Raw genomic sequence first — 22,009 nt, 5'->3', positions numbered from 1 at the left:
GGGCGCGCGTTGACGGCGCTCCGGAACAAGCCCCGGCCTCGACAGTCTCATGGGCATCCGTCCGCCGGGCTTGCTGCACACTTGGGGACGGTTCGCCAAACAAGGAGTTTTTATGCTCAGCCTTCGCCCTACAGCCACACTGTTCACCCTCGGCGCATTCGCGCTGGCCAGCGCCCCTGCTCTGGCAGACGACGTTCATTACAATCAGGTGTCGGTGCGTGCAGAGGTCAGTCAGGAGGTCCAGCGCGACCTGATGACTGTCACGCTCTACACCGAATCGCAAAACACCGACCCGGCCAAGCTCGCGGCTGGCATCACTGACACGCTGAACAAGGCCCTGGGCGAGGCCCGTCAGGTCAAGGACATCAACATCCGTCAGGGCAGCCGCAACAGCTACCCCGTCTACGACGACAAGGGCCAGAAAATCACCAGCTGGCGTGAACATGCCGAGCTGCGCCTGGAAAGCGCCGACTTCGCGGCTCTGTCCAAACTGACCGGCGACCTTCTGGGCGGGGACATGAAGATGGGCGGCATGGACTTCTCGATCTCCAACCCCGCGCGCAAGGCCAGCGAAGACACGCTGCTCAAAGACGCCGTCAACGCCTTCCGCGCCCGCGCCAAGCTGGTCACCGACGCGCTGGGTGGTACGGGTTACAAGCTGGTCAACATGAACCTGAACACGGCGGGCTACCCGCAGCCTTACCTGCGCGCGCCAGTGATGATGATGAAGGCTGAGCGCTCTGACGGAGCGCCGACGCCTGACGTGGAAGCGGGCACCAGCCAGGTCACCGTTACCGCAGACGGCATCATCGAAGTCGCCATCCCTTGATGCACACGGCGGCAGCCGGGGGTTGCCGCCTTTTCCCTATCCTGCACCGGCTCCTTTTCCGCTCTTGCGTGGCCGCTTCCCTCTAAGTGCAGTCTTTCTCTCCTACGCCCTCCAGCGATTCGCCCGATTTGCGCATTGTTTCAGATCGTTAGAATTGTCCCCGCACCACCCACTCTCATTGCGCATCGACGGCCACCTGTTTGGCGGGCCACGGCGATGCGCAGCCATTGGTTCAAGGAAGAATCCAGAATGTTGCATCAAGCCCCCTCTCAAACGCCGGTCGACATGACCTCCCATACCCTGCACAGCCGCGTTGCGCTGGAGCTGTTGACGCAGATGGCCGCAACGCTTCCCCCCGACGTGTTCGCGCAGGAAATGAGCGACGTTTTCGGCAAAGACACACCGCTTCACCTCTACTGCACCCTGCAAGAAAAATTAACGGCAGGCGAGATCGAACAGCCTCCCGTGTTGCTGACTTGGGAGCTGGGCCGCGAAGCGGATTATGACAACCGGGAGCGTGTGATCCGCATCGACTGGGCGTTCTTCGTTCGCGCGACTTCTCACGAACACCAACATTGGTGGTTGTTGATGGCGCTGGTTCATGAATTCGGTCATCACATCGATAATCTCCTGCGGCATGACCTGATCAACGACCGCCCCTGGGTGGCAGCCGACGCGCCGGGTGAGGAAGGCCATCTTTTCACGCTGTGGATAACCGAAGCCGCCCGCCCGAAACTGGATGAACTGACCTTTGCCACGTACTCGATCATCGAGCCTCCGGCGCCAGACCGCGGCTATAAAGTAGCGTGGACGACTGCATGCCAAGACATTCGCGAGTATCTGTCCAGCGTTGACTTTCAATCAGAGCCCTCGCACGGCCATGCGGATCGTGAGGCATTCGAGGCCGGCAGCGGCGAAGCCAAAGGCAGCACGCACCAGACAATCGAATGGGTACTGCGGGATTTCGAATTCAAGCAGAACGAGATCGACGCTGTGTATTTTGGCAACTGGCTGCGGGATTACTCTCAAATTGTCGATCCGAAAATCACCCGGGCTGCAGACATGCCCAAGGACTTTCCGGCGACACTGTCCCGCGAAGGCTGGACGAGCCTCGTCGACGTACTGGCAGCGAAGAAATTCTTCGACTTGCGCTTTCAGTACCCGGACAAGCTAAAAGTCACGCCCGAAAAGCTCGGCGTGTACCGCCCGCATGAACACATCGACAACCCGTTAGTGATTGATCCGCCGTTTGCAGATCCCAGGATGCGCGATCCGGACTTTGAACCCTGGGTACTGCAAGACAATCCAGTACTGGGCGTAGACCCGGACACCTCCAGGAAACGCTACATCGCCCGGTCCGTGGACTACATGACGCAGGAACTGCGTCTGGCCATGCGGCTTGGTCGCTCGCTGGACGGGCTGCGCAACCTTGGCGCGGCGCTGCACGTGGTTGAAGACCTGTTCGCTCATTCAAACTTCGCAGAGCTGAGCCTGATCAAGGCAGGCCACACCCAAGTCTTGCCGTGGACAACCCGGGGCGACGTGAAATGGGGTTTGCCTCTCGTGACCGGCACGTTCGGCGCCAGTGATGTCGTGGCAAGCCTGGCAGGACCGCTGGGCAAAATTCTCTTTTCCACGGCTGAACTGGAGTTCGAACTCACCCAGCCAGGCTATCGCTCGGAGCGGGACAAAGTGATGCTGGTCCTGCTGAGCGAGCATCCTGATCAGGACTATTTCAACGCATTCATCGCGCTGCTCAAGGCCAGGGACGGCCTGGTCACACTCGCAAAGAAAGTGGGCGTCGACACCCTCAAGTTTTACCGCTGGCTGGTCAACACCCCGGCGGGCATCCTGGTCAACGCTTATAACAGCGCGGCGCAAGGGGTTCTCACCTGGATCGGCAACAGCGTCGACGATGCGCAAACCTTGCTGGGCAGCGATCCAAATGTGGATGCCACGGTTGAGCCGAGCCACTCCCAATTGTCCAAGGATCACGCCGAACACCCTCTCCACGACCTGGCCGCGCTGCTCGCCACAGAAGCCGTGCGCAAGGTAGCCCGGTCCATGGTTGATTACTGGGCGGGCAAACCGGGTGCCGATCCGGTCGCCGTCGCCTCGGCGCTGTTTTGCCATCCAGCCGACAGCGAATGGCAGCACCCGATCATCACAGCATGGGCGGGCAGCAATCCCGATGAAGTGGCGCGAAGCGAATCGAAGAGCGAGCTCGACAAAACCCACCAGCACGCGATCGATGAACTGCGCGGCATCCAGAAGACACTTGTACGGGACAGTCAGCGCTATCTTGACTACGTCTTCAAAAGCACTGACGAACAGTCTGCAGCCTTCCAGGGTTACCTCGAACAAGGATTCATGAAGCTGGTTCACAACACATCCTGGTGGAAGGACCTGCAAAAGCTCATCAAGTAATAAGCTTAGAACTATTCATAGTTTGTTGGCCGGGTGAGCCGTGCGGCATTCTTGGCGGTCTACTGTCACGTCGATGGATTCAGGCCTGAGTGCCGCACTTTACGAGGTTCAGATGGACACAGCCTTCAAACCCCTGCTTCTGGCAGCTGCAATGGCGCTCTGCGTGCCCTCGGCTCAAGCGGCCAGCACGCTTGTTTACTGCTCAGAAGCCAGTCCCGCCGGCTTCGATCCCAGCCAATACACCAGCGGCACCGAGTTCGACGCGTCAGCAGAAACAGTTTTCAATCGCCTGACGCAGTTCAAGCGCGGCGGCACTGATGTCGAGCCGGGTCTGGCAGAGAAATGGGAAGTGTCCAACGACGGCTTGAACTACACCTTCCATCTGCGCAACGGCGTGAAATTCCACACCACGGATTACTTCAAGCCCACGCGCGATTTCAATGCGGACGACGTGCTGTTCACCTTCAATCGCCTGCTCGACCCCAATGACCCCTTCCGCAAAGCCTACCCGTCGGAGTCTCCGTACTTCACCGACATGGGCATGAACACCACCATCAAGCAGGTCGAGAAAGTCGACGATCAAACGGTCCGCTTTCATCTCAACAATATTGATGCAGCGTTCATCCAGAACCTGGCAATGAGCTTCGCCTCTATTCAGTCAGCAGAATACGCAGCGCAACTCATCAAGCAGGGCAAGGCCGGTGACATCAACCTCAAGCCGATCGGCACCGGGCCGTTCGTGTTCAAGCGCTATCAAAAGGACGCGCAGATTCGCTACGTCGGCAACAAGGATTACTGGAAGCCTGCGGACGTGAAGCTCGACAACCTGATCTTTTCGATCACTACCGATCCGGCCACCCGTCTGCAGAAGCTAAAGACCGGTGAATGCCAGATCAGCGGGTATCCCCGCCCGCAGGACATCGAAGAAGCGCAGAAAGACCCCAATCTCAAAGTGCTGAGTCAGGCCGGGTTCAACCTGGGTTTTCTCGCCTACAACGTGACCCACCCACCGCTTGATCAACTGAAGGTCCGTCAGGCGCTGGACATGGCGATCGACAAGCCTGCCATCATCAAAGCGGTCTATCAGGGGGCCGGACAGCTGGCCCAGAACGCCCTGCCCCCCGCGCAATGGAGCTTTGATCCGAAGATCAAGGACGCGCCACACGATCCGGAAAAAGCCAAACAGCTGCTCAAAGAGGCGGGTATCGCACCCGGCACACAGATCAACCTCTGGGCCATGACCGTACAGCGGGCGTCCAACCCGAACGCGCGGATGTCGGCGCAGATGATCCAGGCGGACTGGGCGAAGATTGGCATCAAGGCCAATATCGTCAGCTACGAATGGGGCGAGTACATCAAGCGCGCCAAGGCCGGGGAGCATGACGTGATGATCTACGGCTGGACCGGTGACAATGGCGATCCGGATAACTGGCTCGGCGTGCTGTACAGCTGCGCGGCAGTCAATGGCAGTAACTACGCCAAGTGGTGCAACCCCGGTTACGACAAACTGGTCACCCAGGCGAAACTGACCAGCAACCGCGACGAGCGGATCAAGCTGTACCAGCAGGCACAGAACATCCTGAAAAACGATGTCCCCATCACCCCGATTGCCAATTCCAAGGTGTTTCAACCGATGCGTAAGGAGGTTCAGGACTTCAAGCTCAGCCCGTTCGGTCTGACGCCTTTCTACGGCGTGAGCCTGTCTAAATAATCGGCTGAAACCAACAGCGAAGTAACACTTGTTGACCGAAGCGGGTGCAATCGCCACGTTGCGATGCACCTTTTTGGGGCGACAAAGATATCGATATGCGACACGCAAACGTTCAACAGCGTCAGAAATTACAGTTATGCGACATTCGTGTACGTTCGTGCCACTGTTTGTCACCCGTCTGGCGCCAACATCTTGCTTTGGGTATGGCGCCTGCATAAGTATCCGCGGGACCGGCTCAAAAGGCCGTACCCTCAATCAAAAAATGACAACAACTGAGGCCACCATGCTCAAAAAAGCGGTCATTCCGTTTCTTCTCGGCGCAGGTTTGATCGCCAGCGCTCCCTTCGCCCATGCAGCATCGAATCTGGTGTTCTGCTCCGAAGGCAGCCCTGCTGGTTTCGATCCAGGTCAATACACCACCGGTACCGACTTCGACGCTTCGGCCGAAACCGTTTTCAACCGTTTGAGCCAGTTCGAACGTGGCGGCACCGCTGTCATTCCAGGTCTGGCAACCAGCTGGGACGTTACCCCGGACGGCCTGACCTACACCTTCCATCTGCGTGAAGGTGTGAAGTTCCACACTACGCCTTACTTCAAACCGACCCGTACCTTCAATGCGGATGACGTGCTGTTCACGTTCAACCGCATGATCAACAAGGACGACCCGTTCCGTAAGGCGTACCCGACCGAATTCCCGTACTTCACCGACATGGCGATGGACACCAACATCACCAAGATCGAGAAGGTCGACGATCACACCGTCAAGATGACCCTCGGCACTGTAGATGCTGCGTTCATCCAGAACCTGGCAATGAGCTTTGCCTCCATTCAGTCCGCTGAATACGCTGCTCAGTTGCTCAAGGAAGGCAAGCCGGAAGACATCAACCAGAAGCCGATCGGCACCGGTCCGTTTGTTTTCAAGAGCTACCAGAAAGACTCCAACATCCGTTTCACAGGGAACAAGGATTACTGGAAGCCTGAAGACGTCAAAGTCGACAACCTGATTTTCGCCATCACCACCGACGCTTCGGTTCGTGCGCAAAAGCTGAAGAAGGGCGAATGCCAGATCACGGCTTACCCGCGTCCTGCCGACCTCGCTCCGCTGAAGGCCGATGCTGCGTTGAAGATGCCTGATCAGGCGGGCTTCAACCTGGGTTACATCGCCTACAACGTGATGCCGAAGATCAAGGGTGACGACAAGCCCAACCCGCTGGCCGACCTGAAAGTGCGTCAGGCGCTGGACATGGCTGTCGACAAGAAAGCCATCATCGACGCGGTGTACCAGGGCGCGGGCCAACTGGCGGTCAACGCCATGCCGCCAACCCAATGGTCCTACGACACCACCATCAAGGACGCACCGTACGACATCGCCAAGGCCAAGGACCTGCTCAAGCAGGCCGGCGTCAAGGAAGGCACCGAGATCACCCTGTGGGCGATGCCGGTTCAGCGTCCTTACAACCCGAACGCCAAACTGATGGCCGAAATGCTCCAGAACGACTGGAAGAAAATTGGTATCAACGCGAAGATCGTTTCGTATGAGTGGGGCGAGTACATCAAACGCGCCAAAGCTGGCGAGAACGGCGCAATGCTGATTGGCTGGAGCGGCGACAACGGTGACCCGGACAACTGGCTCGGCACCCTGTTTGGCTGTGACGCCATCAACGGCAACAACTTTGCCAAATGGTGTGACAAGCCTTTCGACACCTTGATCCACCAGGCCAAGGAAACCACCGATCAGGCCAAACGCACAGAACTCTACAAGCAGGCTCAACATCTGCTTAAAGACGCGGTTCCGATGACTCCGATTGCGCACTCGACTGTTTATCAGCCGATGCGCAAAGAAGTTCAGGATTTCAAGATCAGCCCATTTGGTCTGAACTCCTTCTACGGCGTCAGCGTCAGCGGCAAGTAACACTTCAATATGACTGACCGGTCGCGTTGCCCATGGGCAATGCGACCGCGCTGTCATGTGCGCGATCATTAAACGAAAGTGAATATCGTTAGATGAGTAATGGTTTGCCGACAGACCTTGCCTACTAACAATAAGCACTTTTCCTACACACTTTGAAGCATGCACGACTATGGACTGTCTGGCGTCAGAGACATACCTTTTGATAAGCCGAAATGCATTCGTCGTTCAGACTGAACATCGGGGTGTTATCCAGGCGTCGACCGTCCATTTGCGCAAACGATTGCCACGGATCTAAACAGGCACTCGTCTCAACGCGTCAATCACGATAAGGAATATCATGCGTTCGAATATCGTTATGCCATCATTGATTACAGCCGGTCTTCTCGTCTTGACGCCTGTCACCCAGGCCGCCAGCAAGAGTCTGGTGTTTTGCTCGGAAGGCAGCCCGGCCGGTTTTGATATCGGGCAGTACACATCGGGCACCGACAATGATGCAGCGGAACCGATTTACAACCGTCTCGCCGAATTCGAACGGGGCCAGACCAGTGTGGTACCTGCCCTGGCGACAAGTTGGGACATCTCGCCTGACGGGCTGACTTACACGTTTCACCTGCGCGAGGGAGTGAAATTTCATAGCAACAAGACGTTCACGCCGACCCGCGACTTCAACGCCGACGATGTGCTCTTCACCTTCAACCGCATGCTGCAAAAGGACCACCCTTTCCGGGTTGCGTACCCGACAGAGTTTCCTTACTTCACCAGCATGGGTCTGGACAAAAACATCAAGTCGGTGGATAAAACTTCGCCAATGACGGTGGTGTTCACGCTCAACAAAGTTGATGCGGCATTTATCCAGAACATTGCGATGAACTTCGCATCGATTCTTTCGGCTGAATACGCTGACAAACTGATGGCCTCGGGTAATGTGCGCGATATTAACCAGGCGCCCATCGGTACCGGTCCGTTCGTATTCCAGCGGTACCAAAAAGACTCGCAGATCCGCTATGTCGCTAACAAACAGTTCTGGGATCCGAGCCGGATTAAAATTGATCAGTTGATCTTTGCAATCAATACGGATGCCTCGGTACGCATTCAAAAACTCAAAAAAGACGAGTGCCAGGTTACATTGAATCCGCGCCCCGCAGACGTGGAATCCATCAAGGCTGATAAACAGCTGCATGTCATCGAAAAACCGGGCTTCAACCTTGGCTATATCTCCTACAACGTACGTCACGCGCCACTGGACAACCTGCAAGTGCGCCAGGCCCTGGACATGGCCGTGGACAAGAAAGCGATCATCGACGCGGTGTATCAAGGCGCCGGCCAATTGGCCCAGAACGCCATGCCGCCAACGCAATGGTCCTACGACGACACGGTGAAAGACGCCCCTTACAACCCCGAAAAAGCACGGGAGTTGCTGCGCGCCGCTGGTGTCAAGGAAGGCACCGAGCTGACGCTGTGGGCCATGCCGGTCCAGCGCCCTTACAACCCCAACGCGAAGTTGATGGCCCAGATGCTCCAGGCGGATTGGGCGAAAGTCGGTATCAAAGCCACTATCGTCAGTTACGAGTGGGGCGAATACCTCAAGCGCAGCAAAAACGGCGAGCACGACATCTCGTTGATTGGCTGGACCGGTGACAACGGTGATCCGGACAACTGGATGGGCACGCTGTACAGCTGCGCGTCCATCGGCGGCAACAACTACTCCATGTGGTGCGATGAAAAGTATGACGCGTTGGTCAAGGCTGCCGTCGCCACCGCTGACAAGGACCAACGCATTTCACTCTACAAGCAAGCCCAGCACTACCTGAAGGAACAGGTGCCTATCACACCGATTGCCCATTCCACGGTGATCCAGCCAATGCGCAAAGAAGTGCAGGGCTTCATGGTCAGTCCGTTCAATCGCAATAACTTCTCCGGCGTCAGTATCGCCGAATAATTCAAAAACATGCCGGGGGCGCCACAACGCCCTTTGGCATTGCTTTATCCGCATTTAAGCGGGTAGGCAAACAATGGCCCATGAGGCCGCACCATCGAGCGGGCTACACCATAAAAAGCCCGCCTCTAAAAAAGCAGTAATCGGGAGCTTCATAACGTGAAAAAAGCCAGCACCGCTGTATTCGCCTTATCCGTCCTCGCACTCAGCGTTGCGGCCCAGGCAGAGCCAACCAGTCAGGAATTCGTTCCGACCACACTGGCCCCCAACAACGCCCAAAGCGAAGCCAAGGGCTTTCTGGAAGACTCCAAACTGACCGGTTCGACCAAGAACTGGTACGCCAACGAACTGCTGCGTCGTGGCGGCGAGTTCCGCCGCAGCGAGAACGGCGTTGTCGTTGACAGCGACCCGCGCCGGATCAACTGGGTACAGGGCACGATCGTTGATTACACGTCGGGCTTCACTCAGGGCACTGTCGGCTTCGCCACCCAGATGGCGCTTTACAACGCTGTTGCATTGGACCGCGACAAAGACGACCTGATGGGCGGCGCTAACCGTACGCTGACCGAAAACAACGGCGACCCGGTCGGTCAGTGGAGCAAGTTGGGCCTGGGTAATATCAAGGCACGCGTCTCCAACACAACGTTGACCGCTGGCCGTCAATCGATGAACACCCCGGTGCTGGCTTACATCGGCAACCGTGCGCTGCCTTCAAGCTTTGAAGGTGTGAGCGTTCAGAGTGATGAGTTCAACAACATCTCGATCCAGGCCGGCAGCTTTGATCGCGTGTCGCCGCGTACCGAGCAGAGCCTGACCAAGTTCCGCTCCGAATACACCAACAACACCGCCACTGCCGATCACGTTGACATGGCAGGCGTCGATTACAAGCCATTCAAAAGCCTGACCACCAGCTTCTATGCCTCCAATGTTGAAGACTTCTGGCATCAGTACTACTTCGCCTTCACCCATGAGATGGGTGACACCGACGTGCTGGGCTTGAGCACCAACCTGAATTATTACAAGACCAAAGATTCCGGCAAAAAGAAGATGGGTGAAATCGACAATGACACCTACAGCCTGTCGTTGACCGCCACTCACAAAGCGCACAGCTTCAGCATCGCGTACCAGGAAGTTGAAGGCGATACTTACTTCGACTACCTGCATGACACCAACGCCATCTTCCTGGCCAACTCCCTGCTCTCGGACTTCAACGGCCCGAACGAGAAGTCGGTCCAGTTGAGCTACCTGCTGAACATGGCGGACTACGGCGTGCCAGGCCTGAAGTTCAACATTTACCAGGCTCGCGGTTTCGACATCGACGGCACGCACTACAAAGGCACCGCCTACGACGTCTCGAAGATGGACGACGAGAACCACTACGAATATGGTGTCGGCACTTCGTACACCCTGCAGTCCGGCCCGCTCAAGGCGTCGACCATGCGTGCTACGTACACCACCCACCGCGCGAGCGAAAACCAGGCTGATGGCAACATCAACGAGTTCCGTCTGGTGACCACCGTTCCGTTCAACATTTTGTAATCAGCGCTATCGATCAGGCATCGGGCTGCCGTTCTTATCGAACCAAGTAGCCCGAAACCGACTCATCTATGGCTTCATCACTTGCGGAGTGCGTTACTTGAAATCGACATTCAAACTCGCAACATTGCGTGGCGCAGTCGCCATGGCGCTGTTCAGCGTCGCAGTCGGCGTTTCGGCCAAGCCTCTGGTGGTCTGCACTGAAGCCAGTCCGGAAGGTTTCGACCCTGCGCTCTACACCACGGCCGTGACCGCTGATGCTTCGGCGGAAACCATCTATAACCGTCTGGTGGACTTCAAGCCGGGCTCTACCGAGATCGTTCCCGCGCTGGCCGACACCTGGGAAATCAGCGATGACGGTCTGACCTATACGTTCCACCTGCGCAAGGGCGTCAAGTTCCACACCACCGAATACTTCAAACCAACCCGCGACATGAACGCCGATGACGTGGTCTGGAGCTTCCAGCGTCAACTGGACCCCAACCACCCGTGGCACAAACAGTCACAGGTCGGTTACCCCTATTTCGAGAGCATGGGTTTCAAAGAGCTGCTGAAGAGTGTCGAGAAGGTCGACGACAGCACCGTCAAATTCACCCTGACTCGCCGTGAGGCGCCATTCCTGGCCGACGTGGCCATGGCATTCGCCTCGGTCTACTCGGCCGAATACGCTGACCAATTGCAGAAAGCCAACAAGACCGACAACCTCAACAGCCAACCCATCGGCACCGGTCCGTTTGTCTTCCAGCGCTATGCCAAAGATGCTCAGGTGCGCTTCAAGGCCAATCCGGATTACTTCCGCGGCAAGCCGCCGGCTGACACGCTGATCTTCGCCATCGCCACGGATAACAACGTTCGCCTGCAGAAACTCAAGGCCAACGAGTGCCAGATCGCGCTGTACCCCAAGCCTGACGACATCCCCAGCATCAAGAAAGATTCCAACCTCAAGGTCGACGAGCTGAACGCGATGACGACCGCGTACATCGCCATGAACACGACCCACAAATTCATGAGCGATGTGCGAGTGCGCAAGGCGATTGAAATTGCCTTCGACAAAGAGGCTTATGTCAACGCGCTGTTTGGCAAAGGCAACGCAACCGTTGCGGTCAACCCCTACCCGGATACCCTGCTCGGTTACAACAAGACGCTGAAGAACCCGGCGCATGACCTGGACAAGGCGCGAGCGTTGCTCAAGGAAGCCGGCGTGCCGGACGGCACTGTGTTGACACTGTTCACCCGCAACGGCGGCGGGCCGACCAACCCCAACCCGATGCTCGGCGCGCAAATGATGCAGGCCGACCTGGCCAAAGTCGGCATTAAGTTAGATATACGCGTCATGGAATGGGGCGAAATGCTCAAACGTGCCAAAAACGGCGAACACGACATGGTGTCCGCAGGCTGGGCAGGTGACAATGGCGACCCTGATAACTTCCTGACCCCGAACCTTAGTTGCGAGGCCGCCAAAAACGGCGAAAACTACGCGCGCTGGTGCAATCAGAAGTTTCAGACGCTGATCGATCAGGCCCGGGAAAAAACCGACCCGGCCGAACGTGCCGCGCTTTATGAGCAGGCCCAGGCAATCTTCAATCAAGATCTGCCCTGGATCAGCATGGCACACACCAAGATGTTCACTGCAATGCGCAACAACGTGGAGGGTTACCACATCAGCCCTCTCACCACTAATAACTTCGCTACCACCCAAGTGAAGTAGAAGAAGAATCCGGCGGGCTCTGCTACCCAGAGAACCGCCGGGACCTGATGAGGTACACGAGAAGATGTTTAGTTTTATCGCTCGCCGAGTGGGGTTGCTCATACCCACCTTCTTCGGCATCACCTTGCTGACCTTCGCACTGATCCGTCTGATTCCGGGCGACCCTGTGGAAGTCATGATGGGTGAACGCCGGGTCGATCCGGAAATGCACGCCCAAGCCATGGAACGTCTTGGCCTGAACAAACCCCTTTATGCGCAATACATCGATTACGTCGGCAAACTCGCCCATGGCGACCTGGGCGAATCGCTGCGTACGCGCACGAGCGTGTGGTCCGAATTCACCTCGCTGTTCCCGGCAACACTGGAACTGTCGATTGCGGCGCTGATCTTTGCAGGCATTCTCGGGCTGCTGGCCGGGGTCATTGCAGCCTTGAAGCGAGGGTCCCTGTTCGACCATGGGGTCATGGGTATCTCCCTGGCGGGGTACTCGATGCCGATCTTCTGGTGGGGCCTGATCCTGATCATGTTCTTCTCGGTATCGCTGGGCTGGACCCCGGTATCGGGTCGTATCGACCTGCTGTACGACATTCCTCCCAGAACCGGTTTCATGCTGATCGACACCTTGCTCAGCGATGAAGAAGGCTCGTTCATGGACGCCCTGCGTCACCTGATCCTGCCGGCCATCGTGCTGGGCACCATTCCATTGGCGGTCATCGCCCGGATGACACGCTCCTCGATGCTCGAAGTCCTGCGTGAAGACTACGTGCGGACCGCCCGTGCCAAAGGCCTGTCGCCGGCGCGCGTGGTGTTCGTTCACGGCCTGCGCAACGCGTTGATCCCGGTCTTGACCGTGTTCGGCCTGCAAGTCGGCACACTGCTGGCCGGTGCGGTTCTGACCGAGACGATCTTCTCCTGGCCGGGCATTGGCAAGTGGCTGATCGAAGCCATCGGCGCCCGCGACTACCCTGTCGTGCAAAACGGCATCCTGCTAATCGCCTGCCTGGTGATTCTGGTCAACTTCGTGGTGGACATCCTCTACGGCTTTGCCAACCCACGCATTCGTCATCAGCGCTGAGATCCTTTTTATGAGCACAACTACTCCCGTAGTAGCAGTCGATCAAAGCCTGCTCTACCCGTCTGTCTACAAAGAGTTCTGGCAGCACTTCTCGAAGAACAAAGGCGCCGTGGCCGGTCTGGCATTCATGCTGGTCATCGTGTTTTGCGCCCTCTTCACGCCGTGGGTCGCCCCCCATGACCCAAGCGAGCAGTACCGTGATTTCCTGCTGACCCCTCCGGTCTGGCTGGAAGGCGGGCAATGGCAGTTCCTGCTGGGCACCGATGAACTGGGCCGCGACTTGCTGTCACGCCTGATTCAGGGCTCGCGCCTGTCGCTGCTGATCGGTTTGTCGTCGGTGGTCATGTCGCTGATTCCCGGGATTCTGATGGGCCTGCTGGCCGGCTTCTTCCCGAAAATCCTCGGCCCGACCATCATGCGTCTGATGGACATCATGCTCGCACTGCCATCGCTGCTGCTGGCTGTGGCGATCGTCGCAATCCTCGGCCCTGGCCTGATCAACACCGTCATCGCCATTGCCATCGTGTCGCTGCCGTCTTACGTACGTCTGACCCGCGCCGCCGTGATGGGCGAACTGAACCGCGATTACGTGACCGCTGCGCGCCTGGCCGGCGCTACCCTGCCGCGCCTGATGTTCATCACCGTCCTGCCCAACTGCATGGCACCGCTGATCGTCCAGGCAACGCTGAGCTTCTCGTCGGCCATCCTTGACGCCGCCGCGCTGGGTTTCCTCGGTCTGGGCGTTCAACCGCCAACGCCTGAGTGGGGCACCATGCTCGCTTCGGCCCGCGACTACATCGAACGCGCCTGGTGGGTGGTGAGCCTTCCGGGTCTGACCATTTTGCTCAGCGTGCTGGCAATCAACCTGATGGGCGACGGTCTGCGCGATGCGCTGGACCCGAAACTCAAGAACGCCGCCTGAGGACGTCCGAATGTCTCTTTTAAACATCAAGAACCTCAACGTGCGCTTCGGCGACGCCACGGCCACGCCGGTCGTAGACGGCCTCGACCTGACGGTCGACAAGGGCGAAGTACTGGCCATCGTGGGCGAGTCGGGCTCGGGTAAATCCGTGACCATGATGGCGCTCATGGGCCTGATCGAGCACCCCGGCGTAGTGACCGCCGACGCGCTGGTGTTCGACGGCAAAGACATGCTCAAGCTCAATTCGCGTCAGCGTCGGCAAATCGTCGGCAAAGACTTGTCGATGGTCTTTCAGGACCCGATGACCGCGTTGAACCCCAGCTACACCGTGGGTTTCCAGATCAAGGAAGTGCTCAAGCAGCACCTGGGCCTGTCCGGTCGCGCGGCTCATCAGCGCGCACTCGAACTGCTGCAGAAGGTTGAAATCCCGGGCGCAGCACAGCGTCTGGACGCCTATCCGCACCAACTCTCGGGCGGCATGAGCCAGCGTGTTGCTATCGCGATGGCCATTGCCGGCGAGCCGAAACTGCTGATCGCCGACGAACCGACCACGGCGCTGGACGTGACCATTCAGGCGCAGATCATGGACCTGTTGCTGGCCCTGCAAAAAGAGCAGGACATGGGCCTGGTACTCATTACTCATGACCTCGCCGTAGTGGCTGAAACCGCACAGCGGGTCTGCGTGATGTATGCCGGCCAGGCTGTTGAAGTCGGTCAGGTTCCTCAACTGTTCGACATCCCTGCGCACCCTTACAGTGAAGCGCTGCTGGCAGCGATTCCCGAGCACAGCATGGGAGCGGCGCGCCTGTCGACGCTGCCAGGCATTGTTCCGGGCCGCTATGACCGTCCAAGTGGCTGCCTGCTGTCACCGCGTTGCCCGTATGTCGAAGAAAAATGCCGCCAGCAACGCCCGGCCCTCGATCCCAAAGTACAGAGCCTGGCCCGTTGCTTCTTTCCGCGTAATCAGGAGGTGGCGTAATGAGCGAAATCGTACTCACCGCTCGTGACCTCACTCGTCACTATGACGTGTCCCGTGGGCTGTTCAAGCCGCACGCAACCGTGCGCGCGCTCAACGGCGTGTCGTTCGAACTCGAAGCTGGCAAGACACTGGCTGTGGTCGGCGAGTCCGGCTGCGGCAAGTCCACCCTCGCCCGCGCCCTGACGCTGATCGAAGAGCCTTCATCCGGTTCGCTGAAGATCGCCGGCCAGGAAGTGACCGGCGCCACCAAGGCACAACGCAAGCAGCTGCGCAAAGACGTGCAGATGGTGTTTCAAAGCCCGTATGCATCGCTCAATCCACGGCAGAAGGTCGGTGATCAACTGGGCGAACCCCTGCTGATCAACACCAGCCTGTCGAGTGCCGAGCGCCGCGAGAAAGTGCAGGCGATGATGGCGCAGGTCGGCCTGCGTCCCGAGCACTATCAGCGCTATCCACACATGTTCTCCGGCGGTCAGCGTCAACGTATCGCTCTGGCGCGGGCGATGATGCTGCAGCCTAAAGTGCTGGTGGCCGATGAACCGACGTCCGCGCTCGACGTGTCGATCCAGGCCCAGGTACTGAACCTGTTCATGGACCTGCAACAGGAGTTCAATACCGGTTACGTGTTCATCTCCCACAACCTCGCGGTGGTGCGTCACGTCGCCGACACGGTGTTGGTGATGTACCTCGGCAAGCCAGCCGAAATGGGTCCCAAGGAAGAGATCTATAACCGTCCGCTGCACCCCTACACTCAGGCGCTGTTGTCAGCGACTCCGACGATCCACCCGGACCCGTCGAAGCCGAAGATCAAGATCGTCGGCGAGCTGCCCAACCCGCTGAACCCGCCGTCTGGTTGCCCGTTCCACAAGCGCTGCCCGTACGCGACAGAACGCTGCGTCACGGAAGTGCCGGAACTGCGCCTGGTAGACAACCGCCACGTTGCCTGCCATTACGCGGAACAGTTTGTGGTGTGATGGCTGAGTAATGAAAAGGCCGTTGCGTGTGAGCGTAACGGCCTTTTTTATGGGTCGGAGTTGGTTACCCAGACAACTGGCCGCTCGTAGTCACTGAAAAAACAGAATGCCGGCGACCGCATCTTTGGATGCCGCTGGCTGGCGACCCATCCCTACAGGAACCGGCTTGCTGGCGATCCATCCCTGTAGATACCGGCTTGCTTACGACCCATCCCTGTAGATACCGGCTTGCTTACGACCCATCCGTGTAGGAGCCGGCTTGCTGGCGAATGCGGTGGGTCAGATACGAATATCTCGACTGAAACACTGCGTTCGCCAGCAAGCCGGCTCCTACGGATGTAAATCGCCCGGCCACCTCGATCCTGCAGCTAAAGTTGATTCGTCCAGCACAGGGGCTTGCGCTCGTTTTCTCAAAGACCACCAACCATCCGGCATCCAGCTCCAGCTCCAGCTCCAGCATCATTGGAAGTGCCGACAATAGCCACCAGCATCATTGGAAGCGCCGACCCTCTAGCTGAGCACAAAAATCCCTGTAGGAGCCGGCTTGCTGGCGAACGCGGTGGGTCAGCTACGAAATCTCGACTGAAACACTGCGTTCGCCAGCAAGCCGGCTCCTACAGAGTAGTGCGTGGTATCAGAGGAACTGCGGATCCGAAAGCTGCACGCACCCCACTTCGCTTCGCTTCTTCGCAATCACAACCGCAGTCGCAATCGCCGGCTCAGTCGCAACCGCAGCCGCAGCCGCAACCGCAGTCACAGTCACCGCCGCACCTGATCAATACACATCCCGCCGATAACGGCCCTGCTCGATCAAGTCCTGAACGGCGCGGTCACCCAGTAACACTTTCAACGTTTCGTCAACGCCAGCGGCCATGCCTTCCAGACTGCCGCAGATGTAGATCACAGCGCCACCATCCAGCCAGTGACGCAGCTCATCAGCGGCCTCGCGAAGACGATCCTGCACATAGACTTTTTCGGCCTGATCCCGGGAAAACGCAAGATCCAGACGCGCCAGATCACCCCTCGCCAGCCAGCCGTTGAGCTCATCGGCACAATAGAAATCGTGGGCTGCGTTGCGCTCGCCAAAGAGCAACCAGTTGCGCTGCTCGCCCGCTGCAATCCGGGCTTTCAGCAAGCTGCGCAAGCCCGCCAAGCCGGTACCGTTGCCGATCAAAATCATCGGCGCCGATTCGGCCGGCAGATGGAAACCACTGTTGCGACGCACCCGCATACTGAGCGCGCCGCCGACCTGAACATGCTCGGTCAGCCAGCCCGAACCCAGCCCAAGAGTGCCATCAGGATGCAGCTCCTGGCGCACGATCAGCTGTAACGAACCGTCTTCGGGAATCGACGCAATCGAGTATTCGCGCATGGCCAGCGGCACCAGTGCGTCTACCAATGCCTGTGCATGCAAGCCCACCAAGTGACTGCGGCTTACCGGTAGCTGACGCGTGCTCAAGGCTTGACCGAGCGTCTCACTCAACCCGTCCACCACCACCAATGTGTCAGCCGTGATTCCCAGCCCTGAAAGGAACTGCTCAACCGCAGCCGTCGGGTTACGCGGTAATACCTCCACCAGATCGCCGGCCTGCCAAAGCGTCGCCTCTTCACCCGCTAACCCAAGCAAAAACACCTTCGAGCCGGCGCTCCCCGGATTCATCCACTCCCTGGCCACCAGTGTCCAGTTCTGATAATCCGGCGCCTGCCAGACCGTCGCCGGCGTCGAACCCGTCAACTGGCCCAACTGCTGTTGCCAGCGTTGCAGCGCTGCACCGTCGCCGCTGTCCACTTCCACTGGGTCGAACAGCGTGCGACCGCCGCGCTCCGCCAGCCAGCCGTGCAGCCGCTGGGAGAAACCGCAAAACTGTTGATACTGGCGATCGCCCAGTCCAAGCACCGCGTAGTTGAGATTGCCAAGCGCCAGCGGCCGGCCCAGTACTTTGCGCTCAAACCCCCGAGCGCTGTCCGGCGCCTCGCCGTCACCGAACGTACTCACCACGAACAAAGCGTTGTGACTTTGATGCAGATCCTGCTCGGTGATGTCGCCCAGACGCTGCACCTTGACCGGCATACCAGCGGTTTGCAGCTGGCTCGCGGTCTGCCAGGCGAGTTGCTCGGCGAATCCGCTCTGGCTGGCAAAGCCGATCAGCCATGCCGCACCCGGCTCACCTGCCGGCGCAGCGACTCCACCTCGGGCATTGCGAATGTCGCGTTTCTTGCGTCGGCGGTCCAGGTACAGCAACCAGCCGGTGATGAAGAACAATGGCATGAGCATTGAGGCGACCGTCGCGATAATCCGCCCGGTCAGCCCGAAGTAACTGCCGGTATGAATCGCGTAGTTGCTGATCAACAACTGCGCCCCGAGGCTTTTCTCGGTGTAGCGCGACACGGCTTTGAGCTCGCCGTTGGCAGGGTCCAGGGTGATCTGGTTCAGCGCGCGAGGGTGCGGAGCGGATTTGAGGATGTAGAACACCGTCGCCATCTGTCCCGGTGCCTGCGGCATGCGCAGGTTGTAGGTTTTCAGATCCGGCCCTGCCGTGCTCTGAATGGTCTGCCAGATCGCGTCGTAATCCGGTGTCGAGCTGGCAACCGTAGTTTCTTTGGTAGCGTCTTTTGCAGGTGAGGGCCGCGGGCCACCTCCACCACGGCGCTGCTCGCCTGCCACCGGCGCATCACCGATCAGCCTGGTCATGCCGTTGCTGAACCAGTCGTAAGACCACATCAGCCCGGTGATCGCCAGAATCAGATAGATGAACAGACACCAGGTGCCGAACACCGAGTGCAGGTCCCAATTGAAACTGCGTCCCTTCTTCGCCCAGTCCATGGTCAGCCAGACGCGCCAGTTAAGGGGCTTGCGTGGCCATCGCAGATACAAACCGGATAGGCAGAAGAACACCAGAATCAACGTGCACGCCGCCGTGACTTGCTTGCCGTATTGGCCGGCCGCAAGGAAGCGATGAAGATTCAGGATGAAACCGAAAAAGTCCTGACCGACCGCATCTTCCGTGAACTCGCCGGTGTAGGGATTGAAGTTGTGCATTTCGCCACGGCGCTGGCCGGGTGCTGGCTTGAACCAGACCTGAGCGACCCTGTCGCCGTCGGCATCAATGCGGAACATGCCCACCGTGTCTTTGCCCTGAGCTTCCACTTTGCTGACCATCTCGGCCAACGACAGCTGGCGGGCCTGGGGCTGCACGAACAGGACATCGGAATTGAGTGCGTCGAGTATTTCTTCCTCGAATGAATACAGTGCGCCCGTGATTCCCATCAGGGCGAGCACCAGTCCCGCCGTGATCCCAAAGAACCAGTGGACTTGAAACAGGACTTTCTTCAACACCCTCGACACCTCGTTAACCCGCTACGGCGCGCATTATGCGCACAAACGGCAAACATTCTCATCTGTAGCTGATTCTTGATGCAGAAGCCGCGGGCGCGAGCTTGCTCGAAGAGGTGGGTACATCCGCTGGATATCCAGCGGCCGAGCGTCCGCCTTCGCGAGCAATCTCACTCCCACAGGTACTGACACGCCACCACCGCGCGGCCAGGGCGAATTCTGTAGGAGTGACAGGTTCGCCTTCGGATCAAAAGTGGAAGCTGGCGCTCATCAACGCCGTACGGCCAGCAGCCATGTGGGCGTAGTGGGTGGTGAACACCTGGTCGTAATAACGTTTGTCGGTCAGGTTCTGCACGTTCAACTGCAGGTCAACGTTTTTGGTCAACGCGTACGTAGCCATTGCGTCGTAGCGCCAGTAGGACGGCACTTCCACCGAGTTGGCTTCGTTGCCGAAACGCGAGTCCACAAACGTCGCGCCACCACCAACGGTCAACTTGGGCATCAGTTCGTAGGTCGACCAGAAATTGAAGCTGTTACGTGGCGTGCTCGGCATGTGGTTGCCCTCGTCCGCCTTGCTGGTGGCTTTGACGATCTCGCTCTCCATGTAGGTATAGCCGCCGTAGACCTTCCATTTGCCGGTGATGTTGCCGCTGTAGGTCAGCTCCAGACCGTCGACGCGCTGCTCGCCATCCAGCACCTGGAACGTCGCGTTGTCGGGATCATTGACCCGTGCGTTGGTCTTCTCGGTGCGGAACAGCGCGGCGGTCAGCGACAGGTTGTCGTCGAAGAAGTCCCACTTGGTGCCCAACTCGTAGTTGCGGTTTTTTTCCGGATCGAGGTTGGCGTTGTTCGCGGCGATTTCGAGGCCGCCGTTACCGCTGGTCTCACCCGACGGGTTGCTGGACGTGGACCACGCCGCGTAAATGCTGCCGTTCGGCAGCGGCTTGTAGGTCACGCCGACCTGGTAGTTCCACAACTGACTGGTGTTCTCGCGCTTGAAATCACCGGCCACCGAGCCTCGACCACCCGTGCTGTAGCCACTGGAGCGAACGTCGTAATCGTCATACCGCAAGCCGAGGTTCAACGACCATTGCTCGTTGAATTTCAAGGTGTCGAAGACATAAGCCGCACTGGTTTTGGTGTCGGTGTCGGTGTAGGCCTGGCTGTCGGTAATGGTCCCGTTCCAGTCATCTTTTGGCGAGGGGTTATACAGGCTGGTGCAGTCGCCTGAAGCCAGCAGCCCCGCGTTACAGGTAGAGCCAATGGCGCCGCCCCGGGCGTTGGTTACGTTATAGGCGCGGTTATGGGTGTCTTGATAGGAGAACTCAATGCCGGTGACCAGGCTGTGCTCCACGAAACCGGTGTTGAACTTCGCCTGCAGGTCGGTCTGGTTGACGAAGCCGCTGGACGTGGAGTTGCGGCTCTTGGCGGAGCGCGAAACCAGGCCGTTGGCGACGTTGCCACGGCTGTCGTCCGGGTTGGTGACGATGTAGTCCAGCGTCGAACGCGACATACGGAAACTGTTGGAAATGGTCAGGTTCTCGTTGAGGTCATGCTCGATGCGGAAGGTGCCGCTGTCGTTGACGCTCTTGCGATAGTCCCGGTCGGTCAGGCCATAGAAGTTGTTTTCGTTGACGTGGGCCGGCTTGTCGACCACGTATTTGCTGCGGCCCGGGGTGCTGGTCAGCGGAATGCCGTAGTCGGGCATGTCGTCGGTCGAAAGGTGGTAGTAATCGAGCTTGACCCGTGTGTCCGTGCCCAGCCCGAAGGCGAACGACGGTGCAACGCCCCAGCGGCTGTTGTCGACGTCGTTGCGGCCGGCGACGTTGGCGTCGTGTTTCATCAGGTTCAGGCGGAAGGCCGCGGTATCCGTGATCTGCTTGTTGACGTCCACGGTGTAGCGCTGGGTCTGGTCCGAACCAAAGGTGTAGCCGCCGTTGTAAGCGTCACCCAGGTGCGCGCCCTTGGTGATTAGGTTCAGACTGCCGCCGGTGGAGCCTGCGCCCGTGAAGGCAGAGCCCGGGCCTTTACTGACCTCGACCGATTCGACGTTGAAGATTTCGCGACTCTGCGCCGCTACGTCGCGCATGCCGTCGATGAACACATCACTTTCTGCGTTGAAACCACGAATGATCGGTCGGTCGGCGTTCGGGTTGCCGCCCTCTCCCGCGCCAAAGGTGATGCCCGGCGTAGTGCGCAGCGCGTCGGCCAGACTTGTAGCGGCCGTGTCCCGGATCACTTGCTGCGGAATGACGGTCACGCTTTTAGGCGTTTCGCGCAGCGGAGCGGTGTACTTTTTAGACGCTGACTCCTCGGTCTTGTAAGCCGTATCGACCCGTTCGCCATCGATGTTGGTGGCGCCCAGATTCAGCGCATTATCCGCTGCCGGTTCGGCAGCCTGCGCCATATGGCCGGCCGACATCGCTGCGATGGCGACGCCTACCGCACCGACAATGGAACGCTGAGAGTGTGCAGAAACGGGTTGAGCTTGGCGCGGCATTTTCCTTCCCCAAGGAAACAGTAAGGCGGCGGAATATAAGTGAGACTGTTTCGCATTCGCAGAAAACTTACATTCTTTACACTTTCCCATTACTCATTTTTCACATCGATCCATTCACGCGCGCCTGGAGGTTTTACACAGCCAATAAGAATCACTACCATTCGCC

General features: G+C 58.5%; 13 protein-coding genes. 11 read left to right on the top strand and 2 right to left on the bottom strand.

Annotated elements, in window-relative coordinates:
• The first annotated feature begins 112 nt into the window (after positions 1 to 112).
• The 11 genes from QRN48_RS16835 (at position 113) to QRN48_RS16785 (ending at position 16,009) form a co-directional block, all read left to right on the top strand.
• Complete coding sequence (locus QRN48_RS16835) at positions 113 to 829, top strand: SIMPL domain-containing protein (RefSeq protein WP_285351825.1); 717 nt, start codon at positions 113 to 115, stop codon at positions 827 to 829.
• A 249-nt stretch (positions 830 to 1,078) separates the two neighbouring features.
• On the top strand, positions 1,079 to 3,256 hold the full coding sequence (locus QRN48_RS16830; RefSeq protein WP_285351823.1) for an HET-C-related protein: 2,178 nt from the start codon (positions 1,079 to 1,081) through the stop codon (positions 3,254 to 3,256).
• Positions 3,257 to 3,368: 112 nt separating this feature from the next.
• A complete protein-coding gene (locus QRN48_RS16825) occupies positions 3,369 to 4,967 on the top strand; it encodes an ABC transporter substrate-binding protein (RefSeq protein WP_285351822.1) in 1,599 nt (532 codons plus the stop codon).
• Positions 4,968 to 5,250: 283 nt separating this feature from the next.
• Positions 5,251 to 6,879: an ABC transporter substrate-binding protein gene (locus QRN48_RS16820; protein WP_037012627.1), complete on the top strand. Its 1,629-nt coding sequence runs from the start codon at positions 5,251 to 5,253 to the stop codon at positions 6,877 to 6,879.
• 355 nt (positions 6,880 to 7,234) lie between these two features.
• A complete protein-coding gene (locus tag QRN48_RS16815; protein WP_420850609.1) occupies positions 7,235 to 8,818 on the top strand; it encodes an ABC transporter substrate-binding protein in 1,584 nt (527 codons plus the stop codon).
• Positions 8,819 to 8,974: 156 nt separating this feature from the next.
• Positions 8,975 to 10,354: an OprD family porin gene (locus tag QRN48_RS16810; protein WP_191944327.1), complete on the top strand. Its 1,380-nt coding sequence runs from the start codon at positions 8,975 to 8,977 to the stop codon at positions 10,352 to 10,354.
• Positions 10,355 to 10,496: 142 nt separating this feature from the next.
• On the top strand, positions 10,497 to 12,059 hold the full coding sequence (locus QRN48_RS16805; protein ID WP_191944510.1) for an ABC transporter substrate-binding protein: 1,563 nt from the start codon (positions 10,497 to 10,499) through the stop codon (positions 12,057 to 12,059).
• A gap of 64 nt (positions 12,060 to 12,123) precedes the next feature.
• Complete coding sequence (locus QRN48_RS16800; protein ID WP_037012635.1) at positions 12,124 to 13,134, top strand: ABC transporter permease subunit; 1,011 nt, start codon at positions 12,124 to 12,126, stop codon at positions 13,132 to 13,134.
• A 10-nt stretch (positions 13,135 to 13,144) separates the two neighbouring features.
• Positions 13,145 to 14,056, top strand: coding sequence for an ABC transporter permease subunit (locus QRN48_RS16795; protein WP_285351819.1), 912 nt, complete (start codon positions 13,145 to 13,147; stop codon positions 14,054 to 14,056).
• 10 nt (positions 14,057 to 14,066) lie between these two features.
• Entirely contained in the window at positions 14,067 to 15,035 is a 969-nt protein-coding gene (locus QRN48_RS16790) for an ABC transporter ATP-binding protein (protein WP_037012639.1), read from the top strand.
• Positions 15,035 to 16,009, top strand: coding sequence for a peptide ABC transporter ATP-binding protein (locus QRN48_RS16785; protein WP_037012641.1), 975 nt, complete (start codon positions 15,035 to 15,037; stop codon positions 16,007 to 16,009). The genes QRN48_RS16790 and QRN48_RS16785 overlap by 1 nt, the downstream gene beginning before the upstream one ends.
• 775 nt (positions 16,010 to 16,784) lie before the next feature.
• On the opposite strand, the gene QRN48_RS16780 is transcribed toward QRN48_RS16785, so the two are convergent.
• Positions 16,785 to 19,343: a PepSY domain-containing protein gene (locus QRN48_RS16780; protein WP_285352118.1), complete on the bottom strand. Its 2,559-nt coding sequence runs from the start codon at positions 19,341 to 19,343 to the stop codon at positions 16,785 to 16,787.
• Between the two features lie 247 nt (positions 19,344 to 19,590).
• Entirely contained in the window at positions 19,591 to 21,843 is a 2,253-nt protein-coding gene (locus tag QRN48_RS16775) for a TonB-dependent receptor (RefSeq protein WP_285351817.1), read from the bottom strand.
• Positions 21,844 to 22,009: the final 166 nt, after the last annotated feature.

Origin of the sequence: Pseudomonas sp. ME-P-057 (assembly GCF_030208975.1) — a bacterium.
Lineage (GTDB): Bacteria > Pseudomonadota > Gammaproteobacteria > Pseudomonadales > Pseudomonadaceae > Aquipseudomonas > Aquipseudomonas lutea.
This window is presented reverse-complemented; position numbering and strand designations above follow the sequence as displayed.